Origin of the sequence: Aliarcobacter lanthieri, assembly GCF_013201625.1 — a bacterium.
GTDB lineage: Bacteria > Campylobacterota > Campylobacteria > Campylobacterales > Arcobacteraceae > Aliarcobacter > Aliarcobacter lanthieri.
In genome coordinates this window covers 1701880-1716630 of sequence record NZ_CP053839.1, presented here as the reverse complement: position 1 = coordinate 1716630, position 14751 = coordinate 1701880, and the positions used below count along the sequence as shown (strand labels likewise).

Here is a 14751-nt window from a genome sequence, read left to right as displayed (position 1 = left end):
TAAATGTCTTATTCAAACTCTATTATTTTTGGACCAATTCCCTCAAGAAGATTTGGAATCTCTTTGGGAATTGACCTATCTCCCTCTAAAAAGCAGTGTAATTTTGATTGTTTATATTGTGAACTTGAACCAGCAAAAACTATTGATGAAATGGATACTTATCCAAATATACAAGATATTATTTTTGAAGTTAAAAATAGTTTGAAAAAACATCCTAAAATTGATGTTATAACAATTACTTGTAATGGTGAGCCTACTTTATATCCACAATTGGATATATTAGTTGATGAATTAAATAAAATTAAAGGAACAATCAAAACTTTAATACTATCAAATGGAAGTACAATTTATAAAAAAAATATTTTTGAAACATTATTAAAAATTGATACAGTTAAATTATCTTTAGATTGTATTAGTAGTAAGTGTTTTAAAAAACTTGATAGACAAAATAATAGTGTTGAAATTGAAAAAATAGTTCCTTCTATGATAGAGTTCTCAAAAATAACAAAAAATAATTTTGTAATTGAAATATTATTTGTTAAAGATTTAAATGATAAAGATGAAGAACTTGAATTATTATATAAAGCTATAAAAGCTATAAATCCAAATAGAGTAGATATTGGAACTATTGACAGACCACCAGCATATAAAGTTAAACCAGTAGATTTTGATTTTTTACAAAAAGTTGCAAATAAATTTTTTGATGTAAATATAAATATAGTTTATAAGAATAGACCTAAACAAATAGAAAAATATTCTAAAGAAGATATTATTTCTACATTAAAAAGACGTCCTTTAACATATGAAGATATAGAAAATATGTTTGATGAAGAGTCAAAAGATATTTTAAAGACTTTAGTGAATGATGATATTATAAGTATTGTAGACAGTAGTGGAATTGAATTTTACAAGAAAAACAGCAATTAAGTTTAGATTAAGCGAAATACTCTTGACAAATATAAAAAAACCCACTATAATTCCCGTCCAATTTGACTGAAAGTAGTTAAATAGAATCCGGCATAGCTCAGCGGTAGAGTAGATGACTGTTAATCATTTGGTCCCTGGTTCGATCCCAGGTGCCGGAGCCATTTTAAGATTTAGAAAAATCTGAGTTCTTTAAAGTTTAAGACGGTGATAGAGAAGTAATCTTTATAAACCGAATATATGATTGTTAAAAAAATAAAAAAAATGTACAAGTGGAGAGTTTGTATGTCAGAGATGATGTATAGATTAAGAACTTGTCTATAATTTGAGTGATAATTTTGTAACTAACGAATAAGAGAGTATGTTTAGAGATAGATATATAATTTTAAGAGTAATTATAGAATATGTCAGTTTCAAACACTATAAAGATATGTTTAGATTATATAGTAAGATATATGGACTAGATATAGATAATTTATGGAGAGTTTGATCCTGGCTCAGAGTGAACGCTGGCGGCGTGCTTAACACATGCAAGTCGAACGAGAACGGGCTATAGCTTGCTATAGTTGTCAGCTAAGTGGCGCACGGGTGAGTAATGTATAGGTAATATGCCTCTTACTAAGGGATAACAAATGGAAACGTTTGCTAATACCTTATATTCCTTATAAACAAAAGTTTATAAGGGAAAGATTTATTGGTAAGAGATTGGCCTGTATTGTATCAGTTAGTTGGTGGGGTAATGGCCTACCAAGACAATGACGCATAACTGGTTTGAGAGGATGATCAGTCACACTGGAACTGAGACACGGTCCAGACTCCTACGGGAGGCAGCAGTGGGGAATATTGCACAATGGACGAAAGTCTGATGCAGCAACGCCGCGTGGAGGATGACACATTTCGGTGCGTAAACTCCTTTTATATAAGAAGATGATGACGGTATTATATGAATAAGCACCGGCTAACTCCGTGCCAGCAGCCGCGGTAATACGGGGGGTGCAAGCGTTACTCGGAATCACTGGGCGTAAAGAGCATGTAGGCGGATTGATAAGTTTGAAGTGAAATCCTATAGCTTAACTATAGAACTGCTTTGAAAACTGTTAATCTAGAATGTGGGAGAGGTAGATGGAATTTCTGGTGTAGGGGTAAAATCCGTAGAGATCAGAAGGAATACCGATTGCGAAGGCGATCTACTGGAACATTATTGACGCTGAGATGCGAAAGCGTGGGGAGCAAACAGGATTAGATACCCTGGTAGTCCACGCCCTAAACGATGTACACTAGTTGTTGTGAGACTAGATCTTGCAGTAATGCAGTTAACACATTAAGTGTACCGCCTGGGGAGTACGGTCGCAAGATTAAAACTCAAAGGAATAGACGGGGACCCGCACAAGCGGTGGAGCATGTGGTTTAATTCGACGATACACGAAGAACCTTACCTGGACTTGACATAGTAAGAATGATTTAGAGATAGATTAGTGTCTGCTTGCAGAAACTTGCATACAGGTGCTGCACGGCTGTCGTCAGCTCGTGTCGTGAGATGTTGGGTTAAGTCCCGCAACGAGCGCAACCCTCGTCGTTAGTTGCTAACAGTTCGGCTGAGAACTCTAACGAGACTGCCTACGCAAGTAGGAGGAAGGTGAGGATGACGTCAAGTCATCATGGCCCTTACGTCCAGGGCTACACACGTGCTACAATGGGATATACAAAGAGCAGCAATACAGTGATGTGGAGCAAATCTTATAAAATATCTCCCAGTTCGGATTGTAGTCTGCAACTCGACTACATGAAGTTGGAATCGCTAGTAATCGTAGATCAGCTATGCTACGGTGAATACGTTCCCGGGTCTTGTACTCACCGCCCGTCACACCATGGGAGTTGAACTCATTCGAAGCGGGGATGCTAAAGTAGCTACCTTCCACAGTGGATTCAGCGACTGGGGTGAAGTCGTAACAAGGTAACCGTAGGAGAACCTGCGGTTGGATCACCTCCTTTCAGAGAAATGTATTAAGATTTGTTTCTTAATACATAGAAAAATGAAAAACAATTAACAATATATATTCGGTTTATAAAGATTATTTGAATAAATATATAGGTAAATGGGCCTATAGCTCAGCTGGCTAGAGCGCTCGACTGATAATCGTGAGGTCTCAGGTTCAAGTCCTGATAGGCCCACCATAATAAGATAATCTTTGTTGGGGAATTAGCTCAGCTGGGAGAGCGCCTGCTTTGCACGCAGGAGGTCAGCGGTTCGATCCCGCTATTCTCCACCATATATATTTAAAGAAATTCTAATATAAGTTTTATAGCAGATAAGATTTATATTAGGATTTATCCTAAAGAACACTAAAAAGATAACAATAGTTATTAAAATAGTACGATATTTAAAAATATAATGTTAAAGTCTTTAAAATTTTTTCGTAAGATTAAATAGTAATATTTAATTTTAAATAAAAAAAATTTCATATCAATAATTTGTGATAAATTAGAATAGATTTAATTTATTATATAACTATAGATAGAACACAACTAAATTATTAAATAGAATATATTTAATAAGATAGTAGCCAAAGAATATTATCAAAACAAATTGATAAATATAGCGATATATTTATCAGGCAATAATAAGCTATTAAGGGCTAATGGTGGATGCCTAGACTGTAAGAGGCGATGAAAGACGTATTAGGCTGCGATAAGCCACGGGGAGCTGCCAAAGAGCTTTGATCCGTGGATTTCTGAATGGGGCAACCCAGTATATAGAGATATATATTACCCTACGGGGAGCGAACCTAGTGAAGTGAAACATCTCAGTAGCTAGAGGAAGAGAAATCAAAAGAGATTCCGTAAGTAGCGGCGAGCGAACGCGGATTAGGACAAACCCAATGCTTGCATTGGGGGTTGTAGGACTATAACGTAAATTAAAGATGATAGATGAAATACTTGGAAAAGTGTAGCATAGAAGGTGAAACTCCTGTAATTTAAATCATCAATAATTTTAATAGTATCCTGAGTAGGTCGGAACACGTGATATTTTGACTGAATCTGGGGGGACCACCCTCCAATCCTAAATACTACTTACAGATCGATAGTGAACAAGTACCGTGAGGGAAAGGTGAAAAGTACTGCAGCGAGCAGAGTGAAATAGAACCTGAAACCATTAGCTTACAATCATTCAGAGCCCTATGATTTATCAGGGTGATGGACTGCCTTTTGCATAATGAGCCTGCGAGTTGTGGTTAGTGGCAAGGTTAAGTCAAGTACGAAGCCGTAGCGAAAGCGAGTCTTAATAGGGCGCCATAGTCACTAGCTGCAGACCCGAAACGAAGTGATCTATCCATGAGCAGGTTGAAGCTGGTGTAAGAGCCAGTGGAGGACCGAACCCGCTGACGTTGAAAAGTCTTGGGATGACTTGTGGATAGGGGTGAAAGGCCAATCAAACTTCGTGATAGCTGGTTCTCTCCGAAATATATTTAGGTATAGCCTTGTGTTGTAGCATATAGGGGTAGAGCACTGAATGGGCTAGGGCTGCTTACCGCGGTACCAAACCCTATCAAACTATGAATACTATATGTGGAATCACAGGAGTCAGGCGGTGGGTGATAAAATCAATCGTCGAGAGGGGAACAACCCAGACTAACAGCTAAGGTCCCTAAGTTACATCTAAGTGGAAAACGATGTGGAGTTACTGTGACAACCAGGAGGTTGGCTTAGAAGCAGCCATCCTTTAAAGAAAGCGTAACAGCTCACTGGTCTAGTGATTCTGCGCGGAAAATATAACGGGGCTAAGATGTACACCGAAGCTTTAGACTTGTACTATGTACAAGTGGTAGGAGAGCGTTCTATTCAGCGTAGAAGATGTACCGGTAAGGAGCGTTGGAGCGGATAGAAGTGAGCATGCAGGCATGAGTAGCGATAAAACAGGTGAGAATCCTGTTCGCCGAAAACCCAAGGTTTCCTACGCGATGCTCGTCATCGTAGGGTTAGTCGGGACCTAAGTCGAGTCCGAAAGGGGTAGACGATGGCAAATTGGTTAATATTCCAATACCAACATATAAGCGCGATGTGGGGACGCATAGAGTTAATCGAGGTCACGGATGGAAGTGTGGCTCGAAGGACGTAGGTTGTTAAGTAGGCAAATCCGCTTAACATTAGACCGAGATCTTACAGGCTCTTGACACTCTTCGGAGGAGATGGAGAATCGATGATACTGTCGTGCCAAGAAAAGCCACTAAGTATATTATATGTTGCCCGTACCGTAAACCGACACAGGTGGGTGGGATGAGTATTCTAAGGCGCGTGGAAGAACCCTCTTTAAGGAACTCTGCAAAATAGCACCGTATCTTCGGTATAAGGTGTGCCTACTTTGGTATATGAACTTGCTTCAAAAAGCCAAAGAGGTTGCAACAAAGAGTCCCTCCCGACTGTTTACCAAAAACACAGCACTTTGCTAACACGTAAGTGGATGTATAAGGTGTGACGCCTGCCCGGTGCTCGAAGGTTAACTGATGATGTCAGCGCAAGCGAAGCATTTGATTGAAGCCCGAGTAAACGGCGGCCGTAACTATAACGGTCCTAAGGTAGCGAAATTCCTTGTCAGTTAAATACTGACCTGCATGAATGGCGTAACGAGATGGGAGCTGTCTCAAAGAGGGATCCAGTGAAATTGTAGTGGAGGTGAAAATTCCTCCTACCCGCGGAAAGACGGAAAGACCCCGTGCACCTTTACTACAGCTTGACACTGTAGCTTGGATATTCATGTGCAGGATAGGTGGGAGGCTATGATGACTAGACGCCAGTAGAGTCGGAGCCATCCTTGAGATACCACCCTTGAATATTTGAGTTACTAACTGCGAAGAGTTATCCTCTTTCAGGACAATGTCTGGTGGGTAGTTTGACTGGGGCGGTCGCCTCCTAAATAGTAACGGAGGCTTACAAAGGTTAGTTCAAAGCGGATGGAAATCGCTTGTTGAGTATAATGGCATAAACTAGCTTGACTGTGAGACCTACAAGTCGAACAGAGACGAAAGTCGGTCATAGTGATCCGGTGGTTCTGCGTGGAAGGGCCATCGCTCAAAGGATAAAAGGTACGCCGGGGATAACAGGCTGATCTCCCCCAAGAGCTCACATCGACGGGGAGGTTTGGCACCTCGATGTCGGCTCATCGCATCCTGGGGCTGTAGTCGGTCCCAAGGGTATGGCTGTTCGCCATTTAAAGCGGTACGCGAGCTGGGTTCAGAACGTCGTGAGACAGTTCGGTCCCTATCTTCCGTGGGCGTAGGAAAGTTGAAGAGATTTGTCCCTAGTACGAGAGGACCGGGATGAACGTACCACTAGTGTACCAATTGTTCTGCCAAGAGCATCGTTGGGTAGCTACGTACGGATGTGATAAGAGCTGAAAGCATCTAAGCTCGAAGCCAACTCTAAGATGAACTTTCCCTGAAGTTCCCAGCAAGACTAGCTGGTTGATAGGCTGGATGTGTAAGCGTTGTAAGGCGTTTAGCTGACCAGTACTAATAGAACGTTTGGCTTATTTTTTATTTCTTTGGTTTACTATCTTATTAAGTATATCTTTACTTTATATTTGTGTAGGTTTTTTTTTGAAAATTTACTTTTAAGACTTTAACATTATCTTTATTCCTTTAACTCTTTTGTTAAAGTTGAGTATTAAGAGATTATCTCTATGATTCTTTTAATACTCAACTTTGTTAGTGGTTACAGAGAAGTGGAAATACCCAGCCCCATTCCGAACCTGGTAGTCAAGCACTTCATCGCCGATAATACTGCTGGGTCCCCCGGTGGAAACGTAGGTCATCGCTAACTCTTTGAGTCTTTAATGCCTTTCCTAAGCTACTTTATCTAGTGTTTTAGGGAAGGTATCCCTTCTTATACAATTTATTCAACAATTTAATATCCTCCCTTTTGTCCTTATATATGCTTTTATATCATATCTATTTATACAAATTAATTATTCCTTTTCCTACTATTAATCTAACAACTAATTAGATGTCCTCGTAATAATATCTCTGCTTTTCTTATTCTTAAATCTATTTTTTATTTTATTATCTATCCTATTACTGTCTACAGATTTTATATACATCTACTTTATCCAATTATATGCTCTTTTATCATACATACTATTTATTCCTATATAGATATTTATATTAACAATGCTTTTATTTAACTATTCCTTTCCTTTCTATTAATCTAATAACTAATGATATATCAATATAAGAACATATAAAAAAGATAAAGAATTAATCCAGCATTTATTCTTTTAAGCATGCTTTTTCGTTTTTTAATATATATTTCTCTTATTTTAGTAATTTATCCTCTACTATTAATTCTTTGAGTAAATCTTCTTGTATAGGTTTTATTTTTACTTTCATTAATGGCAATATTTATATTGTTTTTTTCTTATAATCTTATTATTCTCTTCTCATTTATTACTATTTCTATTTTCTCATTATTCATTGTCTTCTTTACTTTCATATTACTCATCTTTTCATATATTTATTTTAACTAAGAATTTTTAGTTATCCTTTGTATGTTTTAGTTTAGCTAGATCAGTTTCAGAATCAAGTAAAGTTTCACTGGACAGATAAATATAAATAATTTATTTGGTAAATTATATTATTATGGATATTCAAAAATAGAATATGCTTATGGTGACCTTGGTAATACTATGGTTAGTTTAAAGTATAAGTTTTAGTATAAAATTATAGATATAATAATTGACATTAATTTTATTAATAGGTATAATTCTCATTATTTAAAGGAGAGTTTATGAAAAAGCTTATAGCTATATTTATGTTAAGTAGTTCTTTTTTGTTTGCTATTAACTTACAAACAGCAACAAAGGAAGAACTTATGGGGATAAAAGGAATAGGTGAGAAAAAAGCTGAACAAATATTAGAATATAGAAAGGTCAATAGTATCAAATCTCCAGAAGATTTGAGGAATATTAAAGGATTTGGAGATTCTATTATTAATAATATAAAAAATGATGTGGAAGTTAAAGGTTTATCAAATAAAAAAGATGAAAATGAAGTAAAAGATTCTAAAGAAAAAGAATCAAAACAAGATAATAAATCTAAAAAAGAGAGTGAAAACAAGAAATAAACTTTCTATTTTTAAGATAGTTTAAGAGTTTCCTCTTAACTATCTTCTTAATTATACTACATAAAGAATAATTATTTTATTCAATAAATAAAATTATAATTAGAAATTAAATTTATATATTATATAAAAGATAAGAAATTTTTTATGATTAGATTATTTTAGATTGATTTTATATTTGGTGGAGATGTGCGGGATCGAACCGCAGTCTTAAAACAGCTCATAAAAGCGTCTACATGCTTAGCAAAGTTGAAAAAATTCACTCTATGACAACTCAACTTCCAAAAGCAATCATAAAGCTAAGATTAGGAAATTTCTCTTCTAAACCAAATCAACTCTTAGAAGATAATCTATCTAATGTGAACCAGCAATAATCTACATAGATAGAATCTGTAGTGCTAGTCTCCAAAGACTCAAGCCGTTAGGCGAGTCAGTAAGTTGTTAAACTTACGCAGCTTTTGCGTAAGCTGGAGCGTAATTTGTATTGTTTGCGTCTAAAAAAAATGAACCGCGTAACGGCATGTTCAGGCCGACATGCAACTAATACTCACTGCTCTAATCGATACCAAGTCATCCCCAATATAAAAGTTAATTTTACACAAATAAAGTTAAAACTATGTTAATTTTGTAATTAAATGGTTACTAAATACTATTTTTTTATAATAAAATAGTTATAATCAATACATAAAAATATTTGGAGTATATAAAATGATTAAAAAAGGTATTTTAATAATTGGTGCTGGTGGTGTAAGTAGGGTAGCCACTGTAAAATGTGCAATGAATATTGACACTTTTGAAAAAATAACTTTAGCTTCAAGAACAGTTTCAAAATGTGAAACAATAGCAGAAGATATTCTAAAAAATCAAGGCGTAAAGATTGATATTGCACAAGTAGATGCTGATAGTGTAGATGATTTAGTAAAATTAATAGAAAAAGTAAATCCAAAATTAGTTTTAAATGTTGCTTTACCATATCAAGATTTAACTATTATGGATGCGTGTACGAAATGTAAAGTTGATTATGTAGATACTGCGAATTATGAACATCCAGATGAAGCAAAATTTGAATATAAAGAGCAATGGGCAAGAAATAAGCAGTTTAAAGATGCTGGAATTATGGGACTTCTAGGTTCAGGATTTGATCCAGGGGTTACTGGTGTATTTTGTGCTTATGCTCAACAAAACTTATTTGATGAAATTCATACAATAGATATTATGGATTGTAATGCAGGTGACCATGGATATAAGTTTGCTACAAATTTTAATCCAGAAATAAACCTTAGAGAAGTTTCTGCAAATGGTAGATATTGGGAAAATGGAGAATGGATAGAAACAAAACCACTAGAAATAAGAGTTGATCATGACTATCCAGAAATTGGAGTAAAAGCTTCATATTTGTTGTATCATGAAGAATTAGAATCATTAGCTAAAAATATTAAAGGATTAAAAAGAATTAGATTTTTTATGACTTTTGGAGATAGTTATATTCAACATATGAATTGCTTACAAAATGTTGGAATGTTGGGAATTGAACCAGTAGAACATAAAGGGGTAATGATTACTCCAATTGAATTTTTAACTACATTATTACCAGACCCCGCAAGTTTAGGACCAAGAACAGTAGGGCAAACAAATATTGGTTGTATTATAGAAGGTATTAAATATGGAAAACTGAGAAAAGTTTATATTTATAATGTTTGCGATCATCAAGAATGTTATAAAGAAACAGGAGCACAAGCAGTAAGCTATACAACGGGAGTTCCAGCTATGATTGGGAGTAAGCTTTTGTATAAAGGTATTTGGAAAAATACAGGAGTATTTAATATAGAAGAGTTTGATGCAAAACCATTTATGGATGAGTTGATGACACAAGGTCTTCCTTGGAAAATTATTGAGCTATAAATAGAAATTTTATTAAAATTTCTTTGTTTTAAAAAAGATAAAGAGTTAGTTATTTATTATATATAAATTTATAGCTTTTTATTTTAAAGCTTTGAAATTATACAAAATTTATTTTCTCAAAATTAAATATTATATAAAAAACTTTAAATATTAGGAAAATATTATATGAAAAATCAAATTCTAAGTTCTTTAGAAGAATTACCAAGCCCATCATTTGTTTGTGAAGAAGAGTTACTTGAAAAGAATTTAAAACTTTTAAAATATGTACAAGATGAAACAGGTATTAATATACTTTTAGCATTAAAAGGTTTTGCTATGCATTCTACATTTGACTTATGTAAACAATACCTAAAAGGTTGTTGTGCTTCAGGACTTCACGAGGCAATTTTGGCAAAAGAAGAATTTGGTTTAGAAGTTCATACTTATAGTCCAGCTTTTAAAGATGAAGAGATAGATGAAATTGTTTCTATATCAAATCATCTTGTTTTCAATTCTTTTAGTCAATTAAAAAGGTTTAAAGATAGAGCTTATGGAAAAGTATCTTTAGGAATTAGATTAAATCCTGAATATTCAAGTGTTGAAGTAGATTTATACAATCCTTGTTCTCCATTTTCTAGAATGGGAACAACAAAAGCTAATTTTGATGATACTCAACTTAAATATTTAGATGGTTTTCATTTTCATGCACTTTGTGAGCAAAATGTAGATGCCTTAGAAGGCGCATTAAAAAGCTTTGAAGATAAATTCTCACAATATTTTGATAGATTAAAATGGGTTAATTTTGGTGGAGGGCACCATATTACTAGAGCAGATTATGATGTAGAAAGGTTGATAAAACTTTTGAAAGATTTTAAATCTAGGTATCCACACTTAAAAGTTTATATGGAGCCTGGAGAAGCGGTTGGATGGCAGACTGGATATTTAGTAGCTACTATCCTTGATATTATAGATAATGGTATGAAATTAGCTATTTTAGATACAAGTGCAGAAGCTCATATGCCAGATACTTTAGCTATGCCATATCGTGCAATGATACGAAATAGTGGAATTGCAAATGAGAAAAAATATACTTATAGATTTGGTGGAAATACTTGTTTGTCTGGAGATATTATTGGAGATTACTCTTTTGATGAAGAGCTAAAAGTTGGAAATAAAATAATTTTAGAAGATATGATTCACTATACAATGGTTAAAACAACAACATTTAATGGTATAAAATTACCATCAATAGTTATAAAATCTAAAGATGGAAGTTATAAAGTTATAAAAAACTTTGGATATGAAGATTATAAAATGAGACTTTCATAAAATTTCACATAAGGATAGGAAAATGGGACATGATAGAGGTTTAATTAAACAAACATTTGAAGACAAAGATGTTATTGATACAGAAGAAAATATTGAACATGGTCAAGATAAAAAACGAAAAAAAGGTGAATTAAAAGAAGAAATTCAAGATGGAGAACAAAAAGTTCAGATCTGGATAAAAAAAGAGACTTTAGAATATCAAAAAAGACTTACAAAACTTCAAATTGAACTTTTAAAACTTCAAAATTATGTTAAAGCAAAAGGGCTTAAAGTTCTAATAATTTTTGAAGGTAGAGATGCTGCTGGGAAAGGTGGAACTATAAAAAGAATCACTGAACATTTAAATCCAAGAGGGGCAAGAATTGTAGCTTTGGAAAAACCTAGTGATACAGAAAGAACACAATGGTATTTTCAAAGATATACTCAACATTTACCTAGTGCTGGAGAGATAGTTTTATTTGATAGAAGCTGGTACAATAGAGGTGGAGTTGAACCAGTGATGGGATTTTGTACAAAACAAGAACATGAACAATTTTTAAGAGATGTTCCAGAATTTGAAAAAATGCTTGTAGAATCAGGAATTATTTTATTGAAATTTTATTTTTCAGTATCAAAAAAAGAGCAAGAAAGAAGATTTAAAAAAAGAGAAACAGATCCTTTAAAACAGCATAAATTATCTCCAATAGATAAAGAGTCTCAAAAATTGTGGGATAAATATACAGCTGCAAAATACTCTATGCTTATGGCATCTCATACACAACTTACACCATGGACAATAGTAAAAAGTGATAATAAAAAGAAAGCTAGAATAAATTGTATTAGACATATTTTGAATTCTATAAGTTATGATAAAAAAACAGATGAAGATATATTTGTAATTGATAAAAAGATAATTATTGGTGGGGCTTTAGAGCTTGAAAATATGCAATTAGATAAATTATCTTAAAAAAGGGGGGATATTGTAATGAATTTGAATGAATTTGAATTAACAGTGCATAATGGCTTATATATATCAAAGGATGAACACCCTACATTTGGTAAAAAATTTATAGCAAGATTTCAATATGATAAAAAACGATATGTAAAAGTTTTAGGATATTCAAAAAGAGATAATCTTACTTTAAATAAAGCCATAGATCTTATTGAAAATTTTAAATCATCTGTTATGAAAAGTAAAGAACCAATAAAAGTTGTACCAAAAATGCAGAAAGAAACTCCTAAGAAACCAGTAAATGATAAATTAAAAGAGATACAAGAAGAAAATAAATATCTTAAATCTTTATTGGGAGATTATAAAAAATTAGATAGTCAAGTTTTAAATGAAGGAGTACAAAAAATCTATGATTTACAGAGTTTAAAACCTTATCAAATTGAATTAATAAAACTTCAAGATTGGCTTGAAAAAGAAAATAAAAGAATGATAATTATTTTTGAAGGAAGAGATGCGTCTGGAAAAGGTGGTGCAATAAGAAGAATTACAAGATATATGAATAATAAACACTACCGTGTTGTAGCACTTGGAAAACCAACTGAAACACAAAGAAATCAATGGTTTTTACAAAGATATATTGAACATTTTCCAACTGGAGGAGAGATAGTTTTATTTGATAGGTCTTGGTATAATAGAGCTATGGTTGAACCAATTTTTGGATTTTGTACACAAGAAGAACATGAAATATTTATGGAAGATATTGTAAATTTTGAGCAAGACTTAGTAAGACAAGGAATGATTTTAATAAAACTTTATTTCTCTGTTTCAAAAGAAGAGCAAAAAAGAAGATTTGATAGAAGAATAAATGATCCACTAAGACATTGGAAATTTTCAGAAGTTGATATGCAAGCACAAGATTTATGGGATGAATTTTCTGAGAAAAAATATGAAATGCTTAGAAGAACAACATCAAGAAGTGCTCCTTGGCATATTGTAAGAAGTGATGATAAACACTTAGCTAGACTTGAAGCTATGAAAATTATTTTAAATTCTGTTGATTATGATGGAAGAAATTACTCACTTAATTTTGAAGCAAATGAGAATATAAATATTTCTGTTCAAAAAGAACTTCTTCAGATGAGAAAAACGAAAGATTATTAATCTTTCATTTCTCTTTTTAATATATTCAAAAATTTTTTAGTAAAGCCTTAGTAAAATTTAGATAAAATATTTGTTAAAATTTTAATTCGGAGTAAATTTAATGGAATTTAAAGCAAATAGAGTTGATGAAGCAAATGTTGAAATAGCAGCAACACTTTCAAAAGAGTTAATTGAAAAGAACTTAGATAAAGTGGCTCAACAAGCTGCTAAAACTATGAATATTCAAGGATTCAGAAAAGGTAAAGTTCCTGTTAATGTTGTAAAACAAAGATATGCAGATAAACTTTTAGAAGATGCACAGGGTGAAGCTGTTAGAAAAGTTTTAAATGAAGGTTTAAAACAATTAGATATTAAAAATAGTGATTTAATTGGTGAACCAAGTATTACTAAATTTGACAAAAAAGACAATGGTACTGTTGAATTAGAAATATCTGTAGCTTGCAAACCACAAATTGATTTAGGAGATTACAAATCTTTAGTTCCTGCTGTTAAAGATATTGAAGTTGGAATAGAAAAAATTGATGCAAGATTAACTGAAATTGCAGGTCAATCAGCACCTTTAGCAAAAATTGCTAGAAAAAGAGCTGTAAAAGATGGAGATTATGCAGTAATTGATTTTGAAGGTTTTGTTGATGATGTAGCATTTGAAGGTGGAAAAGCTGAAAAATATCCTTTACACATTGGTTCGGGTTCTTTTATTCCAGGATTTGAAGAACAAGTTATTGGGATGAAATACGAAGAAGAAAAAGATGTTATTGTAACTTTCCCAAAAGAGTACCAAGCAAAAGATTTAGCTGGTAAAGAGGCTGTATTTAAAGTAACTTTACATGAAATTCAAGAAAAAGCTGCTCCTGAATTAAATGATGAATTTGCACAAAAAATGTTACCAAATGAAAAAGATGTGACAATTGATACTTTAAGAGAAAAAATTAAAGAGCAAATGGTAGCACAAGAAAAAGCTACATACTATAGAGAAGAAGTTAAACCAACTTTCTTAGAATCTTTAGTTGAAAAAATCAATTTTGCTTTACCAAAAACAGTAGTTGAACAAGAAGTAAATTTTGCTTTAAATAATAGAATTAGAACAATGAGTGAAGAAGAAATCAATGAATTAAAAGAAGATGCTTCTAAAGTTGAAAAAATAAGAGAAGAATTAAAAACTGATGCATCAAATTCAGTAAAAGCTACATTTATTATTGATGCTTTAGCAAAAGCTGAAAATGTTGATGTAACTGATCAAGAAGTTACACAGGTTTTATATTTTGAAGCATTACAAATGGGACAAAACCCACAAAATGTAATAAAACAATATCAAGAAGCTGGTTACCTACCTGCTATAAAAATGTCAATGATTGAAGAAAAAGTTACTTCAAAATTATTTGATGAAAAATTAGGAAAATAATTTTAGGATA

7 protein-coding genes, 3 tRNA genes, 3 rRNA genes and 1 other RNA gene are annotated in these 14751 nt (G+C 33.0%); 13 read left to right on the top strand and 1 reads right to left on the bottom strand.

What is annotated here, in order from left to right:
• Nucleotides 1-3: 3 nt before the first annotated feature.
• The 8 genes from ALANTH_RS08675 to ALANTH_RS08640 all read left to right on the top strand — a co-directional run bounded on the left by ALANTH_RS08675 (nt 4) and on the right by ALANTH_RS08640 (nt 8040).
• Nucleotides 4-927, top strand: coding sequence for a radical SAM protein (locus tag ALANTH_RS08675; RefSeq protein ID WP_026808145.1), 924 nt, complete (start codon nt 4-6; stop codon nt 925-927).
• A gap of 86 nt (nt 928-1013) precedes the next feature.
• Nucleotides 1014-1088 (top strand) — tRNA-Asn (locus ALANTH_RS08670).
• Nucleotides 1089-1398: 310 nt separating this feature from the next.
• Nucleotides 1399-2916 (top strand): 16S ribosomal RNA (locus tag ALANTH_RS08665).
• A gap of 106 nt (nt 2917-3022) precedes the next feature.
• Nucleotides 3023-3099, top strand: a tRNA-Ile gene (locus ALANTH_RS08660).
• Between the two features lie 19 nt (nt 3100-3118).
• Nucleotides 3119-3194: transfer RNA gene (locus tag ALANTH_RS08655), tRNA-Ala, on the top strand.
• 349 nt (nt 3195-3543) lie between these two features.
• Nucleotides 3544-6456: ribosomal RNA gene (locus ALANTH_RS08650) — 23S ribosomal RNA — on the top strand.
• Between the two features lie 169 nt (nt 6457-6625).
• Nucleotides 6626-6741, top strand: a 5S ribosomal RNA gene (gene rrf, locus ALANTH_RS08645).
• Together the 16S, 23S and 5S rRNA genes with 3 tRNA genes alongside form the textbook arrangement of a ribosomal RNA operon.
• Before the next feature lie 963 nt (nt 6742-7704).
• A complete protein-coding gene (locus ALANTH_RS08640; protein WP_026808144.1) occupies nt 7705-8040 on the top strand; it encodes a ComEA family DNA-binding protein in 336 nt (111 codons plus the stop codon).
• 176 nt (nt 8041-8216) lie between these two features.
• On the opposite strand, the gene ssrA is transcribed toward ALANTH_RS08640, so the two are convergent.
• Nucleotides 8217-8615: a transfer-messenger RNA gene (ssrA, locus tag ALANTH_RS08635) on the bottom strand.
• 130 nt (nt 8616-8745) lie between these two features.
• Between ssrA and ALANTH_RS08630 the strand changes: the two genes are divergently transcribed.
• From ALANTH_RS08630 to tig, 5 genes are all read left to right on the top strand, one after another.
• Nucleotides 8746-9939: a saccharopine dehydrogenase family protein gene (locus tag ALANTH_RS08630; RefSeq protein ID WP_026808143.1), complete on the top strand. Its 1194-nt coding sequence runs from the start codon at nt 8746-8748 to the stop codon at nt 9937-9939.
• A 165-nt stretch (nt 9940-10104) separates the two neighbouring features.
• On the top strand, nt 10105-11247 hold the full coding sequence (gene nspC, locus ALANTH_RS08625; protein WP_026804827.1) for a carboxynorspermidine decarboxylase: 1143 nt from the start codon (nt 10105-10107) through the stop codon (nt 11245-11247).
• Nucleotides 11248-11269: 22 nt separating this feature from the next.
• Complete coding sequence (gene ppk2, locus ALANTH_RS08620; RefSeq protein ID WP_051488763.1) at nt 11270-12193, top strand: polyphosphate kinase 2; 924 nt, start codon at nt 11270-11272, stop codon at nt 12191-12193.
• A gap of 18 nt (nt 12194-12211) precedes the next feature.
• Nucleotides 12212-13339: a polyphosphate kinase 2 gene (ppk2, locus tag ALANTH_RS08615; RefSeq protein ID WP_026804825.1), complete on the top strand. Its 1128-nt coding sequence runs from the start codon at nt 12212-12214 to the stop codon at nt 13337-13339.
• 100 nt (nt 13340-13439) lie between these two features.
• Entirely contained in the window at nt 13440-14741 is a 1302-nt protein-coding gene (tig, locus tag ALANTH_RS08610; protein WP_026804824.1) for a trigger factor, read from the top strand.
• Nucleotides 14742-14751: the final 10 nt, after the last annotated feature.

Coding starts and splice junctions, on each gene's coding strand:
- ppk2 (WP_026804825.1), top strand. CDS start 12,212: ATGAATTTGAATGAATTTGAATTAACAGTGCATAATGGCTTATATATA.
- nspC (WP_026804827.1), top strand. CDS start 10,105: ATGAAAAATCAAATTCTAAGTTCTTTAGAAGAATTACCAAGCCCATCA.
- ALANTH_RS08630 (WP_026808143.1), top strand. CDS start 8,746: ATGATTAAAAAAGGTATTTTAATAATTGGTGCTGGTGGTGTAAGTAGG.
- ALANTH_RS08675 (WP_026808145.1), top strand. CDS start 4: ATGTCTTATTCAAACTCTATTATTTTTGGACCAATTCCCTCAAGAAGA.
- tig (WP_026804824.1), top strand. CDS start 13,440: ATGGAATTTAAAGCAAATAGAGTTGATGAAGCAAATGTTGAAATAGCA.
- ppk2 (WP_051488763.1), top strand. CDS start 11,270: ATGGGACATGATAGAGGTTTAATTAAACAAACATTTGAAGACAAAGAT.
- ALANTH_RS08640 (WP_026808144.1), top strand. CDS start 7,705: ATGAAAAAGCTTATAGCTATATTTATGTTAAGTAGTTCTTTTTTGTTT.